Consider the following 15,774-nt stretch of genomic DNA (forward strand, 5'->3'; position numbering starts at 1 on the left):
TTGGGCGTTAGGCACAGGAATTCACGGCATATTGACGCTATGGACGTAGCACAGCTTAGCCTTGAATCCCTGGCCCATCGATTTGTGCATCCAGCAGGGCCATAAAGGCCCGTGCCGCGTTCGAGAGCGTCCGTTCGGTGTGCAAGATATAGCCTAGCTGGCGAGTCAGTTGTATGCCCGGTAAAGGTATCCGTGCAACTTGCTCGTCAAGCATGGTGCGCGGCAACACGCTCCAGGCCAGGCCGATCGAGACCATCATCTTGATCGTTTCCAGATAATTGGTGCTCATGGCGATGTTCGGCGTCAGGCCCCGGGCTTCGAACAGGCGCTGGACGATGTGGTGGGTAAAGGTGTTGCCGCCGGGGAATACCGCCGGGTGCAGGGCGATGTCCGCCAGGCTGACCGGGCCGTTGCTGATCAGCGAATGCTCCGGGGCGACCACGAAATCCAGCGGGTCGTCCCATACGGGCGTGGCCTTGACCAGGGCGTGGGGCTCCGGCGCCAGGGTGATGACCGCCAGTTCGGCGCGGCCATGGAGGATTTCTTCGTAGGCCACTTCCGAGTCGAGGAACTGGATATCCAGCGCCACCTGTGGGTAACGGCGGGTGAACTCCCTCAATAAAGGCGGCAGGCGGTGCAGGCCGATGTGGTGACTGGTGGCCAGAGTCAGGCGGCCGCTCACTTCGCCGGTCAGGTTGGTCAGGGCGCGGCGGGTGTCATCCAGCACGTTCAGGATCTGATAGGCCCGCGGCAGCAAGGCGCGGCCGGCCTCGGTAAGCCCGACTTCCCGCCCCAGGCGATCGAACAGGCGCACCTTCAATTGCTGCTCCAGCCCGGCGATACGCTTGCTGATGGCCGGTTGCGTGAGGTGCAGCCTTTCACCGGCACCGGAGAAGCTGCCGGTCTCGGCAATGGCTATGAAAGCATTGAGGTTGGCCAGATCCATTGTCGTATTCCAGTTGGTTATCCAAAGCATAAAAAATATGAATTTGAGTTATTTAATGTAACCCCCTAGGATCGACCTCACAAGCCAAAGGGTTATTGAACCATTCGATGCCCGGGGCATAGAAACACGCTGATGAGGAAACCGTCTGATGGCCGGCAAAACGCTCTACGACAAGCTCTGGGATTCGCACTTGGTCAAGCAGCGCGACGATGGCTCTGCGCTGATCTACATCGATCGTCACATCATCCATGAAGTGACCTCGCCGCAAGCCTTCGAAGGCCTGCGCCTGGCCGGGCGCAAGCCTTGGCGCATCGATGCCAACATCGCGACCCCGGACCACAACGTACCGACCACACCGGAGCGCAAGGGCGGCATCGAAGCCATTGCCGACGAAGTCTCGCGCCTGCAGGTTCAGACCCTCGACGATAACTGTGACGAATACGGCATCGTCGAATTCAAGATGAATGACGTGCGCCAGGGCATCGTCCACGTCATCGGCCCGGAGCAGGGCGCGACCTTGCCGGGCATGACCGTGGTCTGCGGCGACTCCCATACCTCGACCCATGGCGCATTCGGCGCATTGGCTCACGGTATCGGCACTTCCGAGGTCGAGCATGTGCTCGCCACCCAGTGCCTGGTCGCCAAGAAAATGAAGAACATGCTGGTGTCGGTCGAAGGCAAGTTGCCGTTCGGCGTGACCGCCAAGGACATCGTCCTCGCCGTGATCGGCAAGATCGGCACCGCCGGCGGTAACGGCCATGCCATCGAGTTCGCCGGTAGCGCGATTCGCGACTTGTCCGTCGAAGGCCGCATGACCATCTGCAACATGTCGATCGAGGCCGGTGCCCGCGTCGGCCTGGTGGCGGCGGACGAAAAGACCGTGGAATACGTCAAGGGCCGTCCATTTGCGCCGAAAGGCGCGGAATGGGACCTGGCTGTCGAAGCCTGGAAAGACCTGGTGACTGACAAGGACGCGAAGTTCGACACCGTCGTCGAACTCGACGCGACCCAGATCAAACCGCAAGTCAGCTGGGGCACCTCGCCGGAGATGGTGCTGGCCGTTGATCAGAACGTGCCGGACCCGGCCAAGGAAATGGACCTGGTCAAGCGTGGTTCCATCGAACGCGCCTTGAAGTACATGGGCTTGACCGCCAACCAGGCGATCACCGACATCCAGCTGGACCGGGTATTCATCGGTTCCTGCACCAACTCGCGGATCGAAGACCTGCGTGCGGCGGCCGTGATCGCCAAGGGCCGCAAAGTGGCGTCGACCATCAAGCAGGCCATCGTGGTGCCGGGCTCGGGCCTGGTCAAGGCGCAGGCCGAATCGGAAGGCCTGGACAAGATCTTCCTCGATGCCGGTTTCGAATGGCGTGAGCCGGGCTGCTCGATGTGCCTGGCGATGAACCCGGACCGTTTGGAAAGTGGCGAGCATTGCGCCTCGACCTCCAACCGTAACTTCGAAGGCCGTCAGGGTGCCGGTGGTCGTACTCACCTGGTGAGCCCGGCCATGGCCGCCGCCGCCGCTGTGAACGGTCGTTTCGTCGACGTCCGTGAATTGATCTAAAGGAGCGCAGCATGAAAGCTTTTACCCAGCACACTGGACTTGTCGCGCCTCTGGATCGTGCCAACGTCGACACCGACCAGATCATCCCGAAGCAATTCTTGAAGTCGATCAAGCGCACGGGTTTCGGCCCGAACCTGTTCGATGAATGGCGCTACCTGGATGTGGGGCAGCCGTATCAGGACAACTCCAAGCGTCCGTTGAACAAGGACTTCGTGCTCAACGCCGAGCGTTACCAAGGCGCCAGCGTGTTGCTGGCCCGTGAGAACTTCGGTTGCGGCTCCAGCCGCGAACACGCGCCGTGGGCGCTGGAAGAGTACGGTTTTCGCAGCATCATCGCGCCGAGCTATGCCGACATCTTCTTCAACAACAGCTTCAAGAACGGCTTGCTGCCGATCATCTTGAGCGACGCTGAGGTGGATGAGCTGTTCCAGCAGGTTGAAGCGAATCCTGGGTACCAGTTGCAGGTCGATCTGGAAGCCCAGACCGTGACCCGTCCGGATGGCAAGGTGCTGAAATTTGAAATCGACGCGTTCCGTAAGCATTGCCTGCTCAATGGGCTGGACGATATCGGGCTGACGTTGATGGACCATGAGGCGATTGCGACGTTTGAAGCCAGGCATCGGGCTAGCCAGCCTTGGTTGTTTCGTGACGCTTGATTGATCTGAAATCGTTGTAGTCAGGGCCGGCCTCATCGCGGGCAAGCCCGCTCCCACAGGGATTTGCGGCGTTCACAAAACCCTGTAGGAGCTGGCTTGCCAGCGAAGAGGCCCGGACAGACACCACAAGACTAAACCCTGAAAAAGGAAGTCCAATGATCAGCACCCCCCAGCACACCCAGGTTGTCCAAAAGCAATTCGGTGAACAGGCCGCCGCCTACCTGAGCAGCGCCGTGCATGCTCAAGGCACCGAATTCGCCCTGCTGCAGGCTGAACTGGCAGGGCAGGGCGACGCCCGGGTGCTGGACCTGGGTTGCGGCGCCGGTCACGTGAGTTTCCACGTGGCCTCGCTGGTCAAGGAAGTAGTGGCCTACGACCTGTCCCAACAGATGCTCGACGTGGTCGCCGCCGCTGCGGTCGACCGTGGCCTGGGCAACGTGACCACGGTCAACGGTGCCGCCGAGCGCCTGCCGTTCGCCGATGGCGAATTCGACTTCGTGTTCAGCCGTTATTCGGCGCACCATTGGAGCGACCTCGGGCTGGCCCTGCGGGAAGTTCGTCGGGTACTGAAGCCGGGCGGGGTGGCGGCGTTCGTCGACGTGTTGTCACCGGGCAGCCCGCTGTTCGACACTTACCTGCAAAGCGTCGAAGTGCTGCGCGACACCAGCCACGTGCGCGATTATTCTGCGGGTGAGTGGCTGCGCCAGGTCAGCGAAGCGGGGTTGCATACCCGCAGCACCACGCGCCAACGCTTGCGCCTGGAGTACACCAGCTGGGTCGAGCGCATGCGCACGCCGCCAGTGATGCGCGCCGCGATCCGCGAGTTGCAGCAGTCGATGGGCAATGAAGTGCGCGAATATTTTGAGATTGAGGCCGATGGTTCGTTCAGTACCGATGTGCTGGTGCTGATAGCTGAACGATAGCCGCTGAACGATAGAATTTTTCCCGGCTAACCCGTGACCCACGGGCGCACCGACTGATGACATGAGGAAAGCATGAGCAAGCAGATTCTGATTCTTCCAGGCGACGGTATTGGTCCGGAAATCATGGCCGAAGCGGTCAAGGTGCTGGAACTGGCCAACGCCAAGTACAGCCTGGGCTTCGAGCTGAGCTTTGACGTGATCGGTGGCGCGGCCATCGACAAGCACGGCGTGCCTTTGGCCGACGAAACCCTGGATCGTGCTCGCGCGGCGGACGCTGTGTTGCTGGGCGCCGTGGGCGGCCCGAAATGGGACGCTATCGAGCGTGACATTCGCCCGGAGCGCGGCCTGCTGAAAATCCGTGCGCAACTGGGCCTGTTCGGCAACCTGCGTCCGGCGATCCTCTACCCGCAACTGGCCGAGGCTTCGAGCCTGAAGCCGGAAATCGTCGCCGGCCTGGACATCCTGATCGTCCGCGAGCTGACCGGCGGCATCTACTTCGGCGCGCCCCGTGGCACCCGCACCCTGGAAAACGGCGAGCGTCAGTCCTACGACACCCTGCCGTACAGCGAAAGCGAAATCCGCCGTATCGCCCGTGTCGGTTTCGACATGGCCATGGTCCGCGGCAAGAAGCTGTGCTCGGTGGACAAGGCCAACGTATTGGCGTCCAGCCAGTTGTGGCGTGAAATCGTCGAAGAAGTGGCCAAGGATTACCCTGAAGTCGAACTGAGCCACATGTACGTCGACAACGCCGCCATGCAGCTGGTACGTGCACCGAAGCAATTCGACGTGATCGTCACCGACAACATGTTCGGCGACATTCTGTCCGACCAGGCTTCGATGCTCACCGGCTCCATCGGCATGCTGCCGTCGGCGTCGCTGGATACCAACAACAAGGGCATGTACGAGCCGTGCCATGGTTCGGCGCCGGACATCGCGGGCCAGGGCATTGCCAACCCGTTGGCGACCATTTTGTCGGTGTCGATGATGTTGCGTTACAGCTTCAACCAGTCGGGCGCGGCAGATGCGATCGAGAAGGCGGTGAGCCTGGTTCTGGATCAGGGCCTGCGCACCGGCGACATCTGGTCGGCCGGTTGCACTAAAGTCGGGACGCAGGAAATGGGCGACGCAGTAGTCGCCGCGCTGCGGAATCTGTAATCTCTCGGGCCCGCTGCCAAATTCAAGACAAGGTAGCGGCCCACATTTCAAGAAGGTGTAGTTGCGATGAAACGTGTAGGTCTGATCGGTTGGCGCGGTATGGTCGGTTCCGTGCTCATGCAGCGGATGCTGGAAGAGCAGGATTTCGATCTTATCGAGCCGGTGTTTTTCACCACTTCCAATGTCGGTGGCCAAGGCCCGTCCGTGGGCAAGGACATTGCTCCGCTCAAGGACGCTTACAGCATTGAAGAGCTGAAGACCCTCGACGTGATTCTGACGTGCCAGGGTGGCGACTACACCAGCGAAGTCTTCCCGAAACTGCGCGAAGCCGGCTGGCAGGGCTACTGGATCGACGCCGCTTCCAGCCTGCGCATGCAGGATGACGCGGTGATCGTGCTGGACCCGGTGAACCGCAAGGTCATCGACCAGCAGCTCGATGCGGGCACCAAGAACTACATCGGCGGCAACTGCACCGTCAGCCTGATGCTGATGGGTCTGGGCGGTCTGTTCGAAGCCGGTCTGGTGGAGTGGATGAGCGCCATGACCTATCAGGCGGCCTCCGGTGCCGGCGCGCAGAACATGCGTGAACTGATCAAGCAGATGGGCGCGACCCACGCCGCTGTCGCCGATCAACTGGCCGACCCGGCCAGCGCGATCCTCGACATCGACCGCCGTGTTGCCGAAGCCATGCGCAGCGACGCGTACCCGACCGAAAACTTCGGCGTACCGCTGGCCGGCAGCCTGATCCCGTGGATCGACAAGGAACTGCCGAACGGCCAGAGCCGCGAAGAGTGGAAGGCCCAGGCCGAGACCAACAAGATCCTCGGTCGCTTCAAGAGCCCGATCCCGGTGGACGGCATCTGCGTGCGCATCGGCGCCATGCGTTGCCACAGCCAGGCGCTGACCATCAAGCTGAACAAAGACGTGCCGATCGCCGACATCGAAGGGCTGATCAGCCAGCACAACCCTTGGGTCAAGCTGGTGCCGAACAGCCGCGAAGCCAGCATTCAGGAACTGAGCCCGACCAAGGTCACCGGCACCCTGAACGTTCCGGTGGGCCGTCTGCGCAAGCTGAACATGGGCACGCAGTACGTCGGCGCGTTCACCGTCGGCGACCAGCTGCTGTGGGGCGCGGCCGAACCGCTGCGTCGCATGCTGCGGATTCTGCTCGAGCGTTGATCGGTTGAAGCAATGAAAGAACCCGTGCCTTGAAAGAGGTGCGGGTTTTTTTGTTTTTGGCAGTCTGATGTTGATGGGTTGATTGACAGTGCGCTATCGCGAGCAAGCTCGCTCCCACAGATTTTTGAGCTGCCATCATAGTTTGTGTACGACACAAACCTTGTGGGAGCGAGCTTGCTCGCGATGAGGCCGGCACAGGCGCCGCATATCCCCCGCCCAATTGCCTGCACGCCACCCACCCGGTAAAGTGCCGCTCCCCCCGTTTCGCCAGAGGTAAAACCATGAGCCAGTCCTTTGATATTGCCGTGATCGGCGCCACCGGTACTGTCGGCGAAACCCTCGTGCAGATTCTCGAAGAACGCGACTTCCCGGTCGGCAACCTGCACCTGCTGGCCAGCAGCGAATCCGCCGGGCATTCGGTGCCGTATCGCGGCAAGAACGTGCGGGTGCGGGAGGTCGATGAGTTCGACTTCGGCAAAGTCCAGCTGGTGTTCTTCGCCGCCGGCCCGGCGGTCACCCTCAGTTTCGCCTCGCGCGCCACCGCCGCCGGTTGCTCGCTGATCGACCTGTCCGGCGCCTTGCCGGCCGATCAGGCGCCGCACGTGGTGCCGGAAGCCAATGCACAGGTGCTCGCCGGTTTAAAAAAACCCTTCCAGGTCAGCAGCCCAAGCCCGTCGGCCACCACGCTGGCCGTGGTGCTGGCGCCGTTGCTCGGTTTGCTCGACCTGCAACGCATCCACCTGACCGCTGCTTTGGCGGTCTCCGCCCAAGGTCGCGAAGCCGTGACCGAACTGGCCCGGCAAACCGCCGAACTGCTAAACGTGCGTCCGCTGGAACCGACGTTCTTCGATCGGCAGATGGCCTTCAACCTGCTGGCCCAAGTCGGCAAGCCGGATGAACAAGGTCATACGCTGCTGGAAAAACGCCTGGTGCGCGAACTGCGCCAGGTCATGGCCCTGCCTGCCTTGAAGATTTCGGTCACGTGCATTCAAGCCCCGGTGTTTTTTGGCGATAGCTTCAGTGTGGCCTTGCAGTCGGCGAGCGACATCGATCTGGCGAAAGTCAATGCCGCCCTGGAAGACGCCCCGGGCATCGAACTGGTGGAAGCCGGCGATTATCCGACCCCGGTCGGCGATGCGGTCGGGCAGGACGTGGTCTACGTTGGTCGGGTTCGCCATGGAATCGACGACCTGTCGGAACTAAATGTGTGGCTGACGTCAGATAACGTGCGCAAAGGCGCGGCGCTCAACGCTGTGCAGGTGGCCGAATTGTTGATAAAACAACTTGTGTAAAAGATACTTGGCAACAATTTTTCCAAGGGTTCCAGCCAACGCTATGCTTGGTCCGGACTGCTGAAGGCGAGCCACCCTGCGGGGGCTTTCCCCCGGCATGAATGAAACGACCGCGCGCGACGACTCCTCGTTGCCGCGCGCAATGCCTTGCGGCAGCGACTATCAACACCTTCTCGCTGGCCGAGGAATGTTCAAACAAAGGATGAGGCTATGGTTCAAGTTCGCAAACTGGTGTTAGCAATAGCGGCCGCCTCGGCGCTGTCCTCCGGTGTGGCGCATGCGCTCGGGCTTGGGGAGCTGACCCTGAAATCGACGCTGGACCAGCCGCTGGTGGCGGAAATCGAATTGCTCGACGTCAAGGAACTCACCGCTAGCGACGTGGTGCCGAGCCTGGCTTCGCCGGAAGATTTCGCCAAGGCCGGGGTCGACCGCCAGGCGTTTCTCGACGACCTGAGCTTTACCCCCGTGCTCAACCCCAGCGGTAAAAGCGTCCTGCGTGTGACGTCCAGCAAGCCCCTGTCCGAACCTATGGTGAAATTCCTGGTTCAGGTCATGTGGCCCAACGGCCGTCTGCTGCGCGATTACAGCGTGCTGCTCGACCCTTCCAGGTTCTCGCCGCAAACCGCCGATGCAGCTGCGCAGCCGGCGCCGACGTCTGCCGTCACCGCCCCCGTGGCCGGTGCCACCGAGCCTGGCCAATACACCACCACGCCACGGGATACCCTGTGGGAAATCGCGGCGAAGGCGCGTAACGGCGGCTCGGTCCAGCAAACCATGCTGGCCATCCAGGCGCTGAACCCGGATGCCTTTATCGACGGCAACATCAACCGACTGAAAACCGGTCAGGTCTTGCGGCTGCCGGATCAGGCCCAGAGCGCCAGCCTGCCGCAGCACAAAGCCATTGCCGAAGTGGCCGCGCAGAACTCGGCGTGGCGTCAGGGCCGGCGCTATGTGCCGAAGACCGGGGCAGGGCAGCAGCAACTCGATGCCACCAACCGTCCGCGTGGTGAAGGCGCAGCCGGGCAAGCCCCCAGGGACAATTTGAGCCTGGTGTCCGCCGAGACTGGCAAGGCCGGTGGCAAAGGTGCCGCAGGCGACGCCAAGGCCTTGAACAACAAGCTGGCCATGACTCAGGAAAGCCTCGACACGACCCGTCGTGACAACGAGGAACTGAAAAGCCGCATGACCGATCTGCAAAGCCAGCTGGACAAGCTGCAACGCCTGATCGAACTGAAGAACAATCAACTGGCCAAGCTGCAGGCCGAAGGCGCCGCGGACGCTCCGGCTGATGCGGCGGCCATTGCGGCAATCTCCGCCGATCCCGCGGCAGCGCCCGGGCAAGCGAATGCAGATACACCTGGCGCAGCGCCTGGGCAAGCGGATGCGGCCGCACCTGCGCCTGCATCCGAAGCTGCGCCGGCTGCTCCCGAGACCACAGCGGCACCGGCCGAAACGCCAGTGGAGCCGACGCCGGTAACGTCCGACGAGCAAAAATTCAACGAGCTGCTGACCAATCCGGTGTTGATGGGGCTGGTGGGTGGCGGGGCCGTGGTCCTGCTGCTGTTGCTGCTATTGCTGGCGCGTCGCCGCAAAGCGCAGCAAGAAGCCGAGAAACACGTGCGCATGGCCCGGGAACTGGCCGAAGAGCAGCAAAATCCTGCCGAACAGGATCAATTGGAAGACAGCTTCGAAGGCCTGGAAGTGCCACCGCCGAGCGTGAAGCTCGATACCGCGCAAGCGCCGACCCCGGCACCGGTGCCAACGCCAGTGCCAAAGCCTGCACCCGCTCCGCTGATTGTTCCGGTCGTGGTCACGCCGCCGATTGCCGCGCCGCTGGTATCGCCCGCCGTCGATCGCCACGATGACGATGTACTGCGCAAGGCGCATACGCATTATGCCGCCGGTCGCTTGAACCAGGCTGCCGCGCTGCTTGAAGACAGCATCAAGTTCGAACCGCAACGCAGTGACCTGCGCCTGAAGCTGATGGAAGTCTACGGCCAACAGGGCAACCGTACCGCCTTTGTCGCCCAGGAACGCAAGCTGGTGGCCAACGGCGAAAACTTTGCCCGGGTCGAACAGCTGAAGCACCGCTTCCCGGCCATGGCCGTCGGCGGTATCGCCGCTGCCTCCATGGCTGCCGAGCTGGACGCGCAATACGTCAGGGAGTTGCTGCTGGACGACCCGCAGGCGCCAGAAGTGCCCGATGACTTCGACAGTGCCTTCGACCTGAGTCTGGATGAGCCGCAAAGTCCTGTTGCGACGCCAGTGGTGTCCGATGACTTCGACAATGGCTTCGACCTGAGTCTGGATGAGCCGCAAAGTCCTGTTGCGACGCCAGCGGTGCCCGATGACTTTGACAGTGCCTTCGATCTGAGTCTGGATGAGCCACAAAGTCCCGTTGCGGCGCCAGCGGTGTCCGATGACGTCGACAGTGCCTTCGATCCGAGTCTGGATCAGCCACAAAGTCCTGTTGCGGCGCCAGCGGTGTCCGATGACTTCGACAGTGCTTTCGATCCAAGTCTGGATGAGCCACGAAGCCCTGCGACTTCGCCGGTTGCATTGACTCCGGCCGCGGCGGCCGAACTGGATGATTTTCCAGCGGATGACGACTTGAGCTTCGAGTCGGTATTGCAACAACAGACAGACGTCAGGGAAAACCTCGACGACCTGTCGGACTTCGATCTGGACATGGACCTCGGTGGCGAGGCGTCGCCGGCGATCCTGGCCGAAGACGATTTCCTGTTGAACCTGGATGACGAGGGCAAGGATCCCTCTGTTGCTGCAGCGCCGGCGGCTCCGGCAATGGCGCCGGACGATCTCGAACTGCCGGCCGACTTCGACCTGTCCCTGGCCGATGAAATGGACACTGCTGCCGCTCCGGACGCCTTTTCGACCGAGCTCACTGATGTCAATGCCGAGCTGGATCGTCTGTCGCAGAGCCTGGGCGAGCCGACGTTCACCGCCGAAGATGCCTTGGCCTCGGCGGATGACGAGCCGGAATTCGACTTCCTGTCCGGTACCGACGAAGTCGCCACCAAGCTCGATCTGGCCCAGGCCTACATCGACATGGGCGATGCCGATGGTGCGCGGGATATCCTCAATGAGGTGGTGAACGAGGGTGATGCGGAGCAGAAGGATGAGGCCAGGGAGCTGCTTTCGCGTTTGGCGTGATTGATTAATAAGGCTTGAACTGAGCGGCAGCCCATTGGGGCTGCCGTTTTTGTTTGCGGGTGATGAGATGGCGACTGTCAGGCCGCCATCGCGGGCAAGCCCGCTCCCACAGTGGTCGGTGTCGAGCCCAAAGTTTATGTACACCAATGAAACCTGTGGGAGCGGGCTTGCCCGCGATGGGGCCGGTACATTCAACACAGTATCGACAGTTACACTGGCATCCCGATCCAGCAGCCTTATAATGCCCGCCTTTGCGCACATCAGCAGGCTGTCACTCCTTGGCAAATATAGATAACCCGGCCGCCGAAATGGCGGCCGACGGCTTTTTCCGGATCGCGTTGGGTGTTGAATACAAGGGCTCGCGCTATCGCGGCTGGCAGCGCCAGGCCTCCGGCGTGCTCACCGTGCAGGAAACCCTCGAAAAGGCCCTGTCCAAAGTCGCCGATTCCCCGGTGTCGCTGCTCTGCGCCGGGCGCACCGATGCTGGCGTGCATGCCTGCGGTCAGGTCGTGCACTTCGACACGTCGGTCGAGCGCTCGATGAAAGCCTGGGTCATGGGCGCCAACATCAACTTGCCCCACGACGTCAGTGTCAGCTGGGCAAAAGTCATGCCGGCGCATTTTCATGCGCGCTTCAAGGCCATCGCCCGACGCTATCGCTACGTGATCTACAACGATCAGATCCGTCCGGCGCACATGAATGACGAGGTCACCTGGAACCACCGTCCGCTCGACGTCGAGCGCATGGCCGAGGCGGCGCAATACCTGGTCGGCACCCATGACTTCAGTGCCTTCCGCGCCGGTCAGTGCCAAGCCAAATCGCCGATCAAGGAACTGCATCACCTGCGCGTCACCCGTCACGGCAAGATGATCGTGCTGGACATCCGCGCCAGTGCCTTCCTGCACCATATGGTGCGCAACATCGCCGGCGTGCTGATGACCATCGGTGCCGGCGAGCGCCCGGTCGAGTGGATGAAAGAAGTCCTGGAAAGCCGCATTCGCCGCTCCGGCGGGGTCACGGCGCACCCGTTCGGCTTGTACCTGGTACAGGTCGAGTACCGCGACGAGTTCCAGCTGCCCGAGCGTTACATCGGGCCGCACTTCCTGACCGGCTTCTCGGAACTTGACGGCTGACGCCTGCGAACGCTTTTGTTACCATCCGGGACTTTCTCGGATTTGCCGTGGGGTTGTCTCGAAATGTCGTCCGTTCGCAGCAAGATTTGCGGGATTACCCGCACGGAAGATGCGTTGGCCGCGGTCGAGGCCGGGGCCGACGCCCTCGGCTTTGTGTTCTACGCCAAAAGCCCGCGGGCGGTGACGTTCGAGCAGGCGCGCAGGATCATCAAGGCGCTGCCGCCGTTCGTGACCACCGTGGGTTTGTTCGTCAACGCCAGCCGCTGCGAGTTGGGGGAAATCCTCGACGCCGTGCCGCTGGATCTGTTGCAGTTCCATGGCGACGAAACCGCGGCCGATTGCGAAGGCTGGCACCGTCCGTATATCAAGGCGCTGCGGGTCAAGGCCGGGGATGACATCGCGGCGGCTTGCGAGGCGTTTCCAGGTGCCAGCGGGATTCTGCTGGATGCCTACGTCGAAGGCGTACCGGGCGGAACCGGGGAAGCGTTCGATTGGTCTCTGATACCGCAAGGCTTGAGCAAACCGATTATCCTGGCGGGCGGCTTGACGCCGGACAACGTCGCCGAGGCCATTGCCCGGGTTCGGCCTTATGCCGTGGATGTCAGTGGCGGGGTAGAGGCGAGCAAGGGAATCAAGGATCACGCAAAGATCCGGGCGTTCATCAAGGCGGTACATACGATGATGTGACGGCTGGCAGGCTGCCGCCGTCCACAGGCATGGCTGAGGGGTTTTTGGGTTGTACGCAGGTCGCATCTCGCTGATCCGGCAACCCATCGATCATCGCCGCACACATGAATTTAGCTCAAGGGCATACGCGGGGCTGCGAACCAGAGCGTTCGGGCCGCCGGTACTGGAGAAAGAAAGCATGAGCAACTGGTTAGTAGACAAACTGATCCCTTCGATCATGCGTTCCGAGGTCAAGAAGAGCTCGGTGCCTGAAGGTCTGTGGCACAAATGCCCGTCTTGCGAGGCTGTGCTGTATCGTCCGGAGCTGGAAAAGACCCTGGACGTTTGCCCCAAGTGCAACCACCACATGCGTATCAGCGCCCGCGCGCGCATCGACATCTTCCTCGACGTTGAAGGCCGTGCCGAACTGGGTGCGGACCTGGAACCGGTCGACCGTCTGAAATTCCGCGACGGCAAGAAGTACAAGGATCGCCTGACCGCTGCCCAGAAGCAGACCGGCGAAAAAGACGCCCTGATCTCCATGAGCGGCACCCTGCTGGGCATGCCGGTGGTGGTGTCGGCCTTCGAATTCTCCTTCATGGGCGGTTCGATGGGCGCGATCGTCGGCGAGCGCTTCGTTCGCGCCGCCAACTACGCCCTGGAACACCGTTGCCCGATGATCTGCTTCGCCGCCTCCGGTGGTGCGCGGATGCAGGAAGCCCTGATCTCGCTGATGCAAATGGCCAAGACCTCCGCGGTACTGGCGCGTCTGCGTGAAGAAGGCATTCCGTTCATTTCCGTACTGACTGACCCGGTCTACGGCGGTGTTTCCGCCAGCCTGGCGATGCTTGGCGACGTGATCGTCGGCGAGCCGAAGGCCCTGATCGGCTTTGCCGGCCCACGCGTGATCGAGCAGACCGTGCGTGAAAAACTGCCGGAAGGCTTCCAGCGCAGCGAGTTCCTGCTGGAGCACGGCGCGATCGACATGATCATCCACCGTCAGGAGCTGCGTCCGCGCCTGGGCAACCTGCTGGCACAAATGATGGGCCTGCCGACGCCTCAATTCGTCGCCGCCCCCATCGAACCGATCGTTGTTCCACCGGTGCCTGCCAACATATGACCCAACGTACCCTTGGCGAATGGCTCGCCTACCTCGAGCAGTTGCACCCTTCGGCCATCGACATGGGCCTTGCGCGTTCGCAACAGGTAGCGTCCCGCATGGGACTGGGCAAGCCGGCGCCTCGGGTGATCACGGTTACCGGCACCAACGGCAAGGGTTCCACCTGTGCGTTCGTGGCCTCGCTGCTGCGGGCGCAAGGCCTGAAAGTCGGGGTCTACAGTTCTCCGCACCTGCTGCGCTACAACGAGCGGGTGCAGGTCAATGGCGTCGAAGCCACTGACGCCGAGCTGTGCCAGGCCTTCGTGGCCGTCGAGGCCGGTCGTGGCGACACGACCCTGACGTACTTCGAAATGGGCACCCTGGCGGCATTCTGGCTGTTTCAACAGGCCGGTCTCGATGCGGTGGTGCTGGAAGTCGGCCTGGGCGGGCGTCTGGACACGGTCAACGTGGTGGATGCCGACATGGCGCTGGTGACCAGCATCGGCGTCGACCATGCGGACTATCTGGGGGATACCCGTGAGTCCGTGGCCTTCGAGAAGGCCGGTATCTTCCGCCAGGGCGCGCCTGCGCTCTGTGGCGACCTGAATCCTCCGCAAATCCTGCTGGACAAGGCGCGGGAGCTCGGTTGCCCGTTTTTCCTGCGGGGCCGCGATTTTGACCTGGGCGTGACCGATCACGCCTGGCAATGGCGCGGCCTGGACGCGCAAGGGCGGGTGGTCGAACTGCGTGATCTGCCGCTGCTCGATCTGCCGATGGAAAACGCCGCGCTGGCACTGCAAGCCTATCTGCTGCTCGGCCTGCCTTGGGTGGATGCGCAGATCAAGGCTGCCCTGAAAGCGACGCGGGTGGTCGGTCGTCTCGATCGCCGCCAGTTCGACTGGCAGGGCAAGCGCCTGAACTTGTTGCTGGATGTGGGGCACAATCCGCATGCGGCCGAGTATCTGGCCCGGCGCCTGGCCAGCCAGCCACCGGCCGGCAAGCGCCTGGCGGTGTTCGGCTTGCTGGCGGACAAGGATCTGGAGGGTGTTGTCGGCGAATTGAATGCCAGTGTCGGGCATTGGGCCGTCGCGCCACTGGATTCGCCCCGGGCACGACCGGTCGGCGATTTGCACCAGGCGTTACAGAACCTCGGTGCATCGGTAACGTCTTATGACAGTGTGACCGCCGCCCTGGAAGGGCAGTGCGCACTGGCATCGAGCGACGACGAGATTCTGTTGTTCGGATCATTTTATTGTGTCGCCGAGGCCCTGCAATGGCTGGCCCGGCGCTCCACGGAGGACGCGGCAAATGGCATTGCTGGATAAGGCATACAAACAGCGCATGGTCGGCGCCCTGGTCCTGGTGGCGCTGGCGGTGATTTTCCTGCCGATGCTGTTTTCCCGCCAGGACGAACAGCGTCAGGTGACGGTCGAAGCGCCGGCGGCCCCGCAAGCCCCTGCAGTGCCGCAAGTGCAGGTCGAGCCGGTGGTGGTACCCGAGCCGCAAGCCTTGCCGCAGGAGCCGGTGCCGAGCGACGAAGAAATCGCCCGTCAGGAACAGCCGTCGACGCCGATTGCACCGACTGCGCCCGTAGCGCCGGCACCGGCCGCCAAGCCGGTCACGCCGCCTCCAGCCCCTGTGCCGATGACCCGGCCGACCACTGCGCCGTCCCAGCCGATCACAGCCGGGCCGGGTGCATCGGGCAAACCCGATACCACCCAGAGCCGGGTCGATGCCAATGGCCTGTCGGTCAGCTGGTCGGTGCAAGTGGCCAGCCTGGCGAACCGGGCCAGTGCGGAAAGCCTGCAGAAAAAACTGCGCAGCCAGGGCTACAACGCCTATATCCGCACGGCCGACGGCAAGAATCGGGTGTTCGTCGGGCCGCTGATCGAGCGCGCGGAAGCCGATCGCCTGCGTGACTTGTTGGGTCGCCAGCAGAACCTCAAGGGCTTTGTGGTGCGTTTCCAGCCGGAACGGGGTTAAAACT

Annotated in this window: 13 protein-coding genes; 12 read left to right on the forward strand and 1 reads right to left on the reverse strand. The window is 62.4% G+C overall.

Going from position 1 to position 15,774, the window contains the following annotated elements; translation table 11 throughout:
* Positions 1-55 precede the first annotated feature (55 nt).
* Positions 56-946, reverse strand: coding sequence for a LysR family transcriptional regulator (locus tag PMA3_RS09010; RefSeq protein WP_064676825.1), 891 nt, complete (start codon positions 944-946; stop codon positions 56-58).
* A 148-nt stretch (positions 947-1,094) separates the two neighbouring features.
* Between PMA3_RS09010 and leuC the strand changes: the two genes are divergently transcribed.
* From leuC to PMA3_RS09070, 12 genes are all read left to right on the forward strand, one after another.
* Positions 1,095-2,513, forward strand: coding sequence for a 3-isopropylmalate dehydratase large subunit (gene leuC / locus PMA3_RS09015; protein WP_064676826.1), 1,419 nt, complete (start codon positions 1,095-1,097; stop codon positions 2,511-2,513).
* An 11-nt stretch (positions 2,514-2,524) separates the two neighbouring features.
* On the forward strand, positions 2,525-3,169 hold the full coding sequence (leuD, locus tag PMA3_RS09020) for a 3-isopropylmalate dehydratase small subunit (protein ID WP_064676827.1): 645 nt from the start codon (positions 2,525-2,527) through the stop codon (positions 3,167-3,169).
* A gap of 155 nt (positions 3,170-3,324) precedes the next feature.
* A complete protein-coding gene (locus PMA3_RS09025) occupies positions 3,325-4,092 on the forward strand; it encodes a class I SAM-dependent methyltransferase (RefSeq protein WP_064676828.1) in 768 nt (255 codons plus the stop codon).
* Positions 4,093-4,164: 72 nt separating this feature from the next.
* The gene (gene leuB, locus PMA3_RS09030) at positions 4,165-5,247 is read left to right on the forward strand and encodes a 3-isopropylmalate dehydrogenase (RefSeq protein WP_064676829.1); all 1,083 of its coding nucleotides are present in this window, start codon (positions 4,165-4,167) and stop codon (positions 5,245-5,247) included.
* Positions 5,248-5,313: 66 nt separating this feature from the next.
* Entirely contained in the window at positions 5,314-6,426 is a 1,113-nt protein-coding gene (gene asd, locus PMA3_RS09035; RefSeq protein WP_064676830.1) for an aspartate-semialdehyde dehydrogenase, read from the forward strand.
* Positions 6,427-6,707: 281 nt separating this feature from the next.
* Positions 6,708-7,718 carry an aspartate-semialdehyde dehydrogenase gene (locus tag PMA3_RS09040; RefSeq protein ID WP_064676831.1) on the forward strand — a complete coding sequence of 337 codons (1,011 nt, stop codon included), beginning with the start codon at positions 6,708-6,710 and terminating at the stop codon, positions 7,716-7,718.
* 210 nt (positions 7,719-7,928) lie between these two features.
* Positions 7,929-10,889 (forward strand): FimV/HubP family polar landmark protein, encoded by a 2,961-nt coding sequence (locus PMA3_RS09045; protein ID WP_064676832.1) that lies wholly within the window; start codon positions 7,929-7,931, stop codon positions 10,887-10,889.
* Positions 10,890-11,197: 308 nt separating this feature from the next.
* Complete coding sequence (gene truA / locus PMA3_RS09050; RefSeq protein WP_064676833.1) at positions 11,198-12,022, forward strand: tRNA pseudouridine(38-40) synthase TruA; 825 nt, start codon at positions 11,198-11,200, stop codon at positions 12,020-12,022.
* 63 nt (positions 12,023-12,085) lie between these two features.
* Positions 12,086-12,709 (forward strand): phosphoribosylanthranilate isomerase, encoded by a 624-nt coding sequence (locus PMA3_RS09055; RefSeq protein WP_064676834.1) that lies wholly within the window; start codon positions 12,086-12,088, stop codon positions 12,707-12,709.
* A gap of 178 nt (positions 12,710-12,887) precedes the next feature.
* Positions 12,888-13,808, forward strand: a complete 921-nt coding sequence (accD, locus tag PMA3_RS09060; RefSeq protein WP_064676835.1) for an acetyl-CoA carboxylase, carboxyltransferase subunit beta — start codon at positions 12,888-12,890, stop codon at positions 13,806-13,808.
* Positions 13,805-15,112, forward strand: coding sequence for a bifunctional tetrahydrofolate synthase/dihydrofolate synthase (folC, locus tag PMA3_RS09065; RefSeq protein ID WP_064676836.1), 1,308 nt, complete (start codon positions 13,805-13,807; stop codon positions 15,110-15,112). The genes accD and folC overlap by 4 nt, the downstream gene beginning before the upstream one ends.
* Complete coding sequence (locus tag PMA3_RS09070) at positions 15,096-15,770, forward strand: SPOR domain-containing protein (protein ID WP_064676837.1); 675 nt, start codon at positions 15,096-15,098, stop codon at positions 15,768-15,770. Before folC ends, PMA3_RS09070 begins: the two co-directional genes overlap by 17 nt.
* Positions 15,771-15,774 lie beyond the last annotated feature (4 nt).

Origin of the sequence: Pseudomonas silesiensis, assembly GCF_001661075.1 — a bacterium.
Lineage (GTDB): Bacteria > Pseudomonadota > Gammaproteobacteria > Pseudomonadales > Pseudomonadaceae > Aquipseudomonas > Aquipseudomonas silesiensis.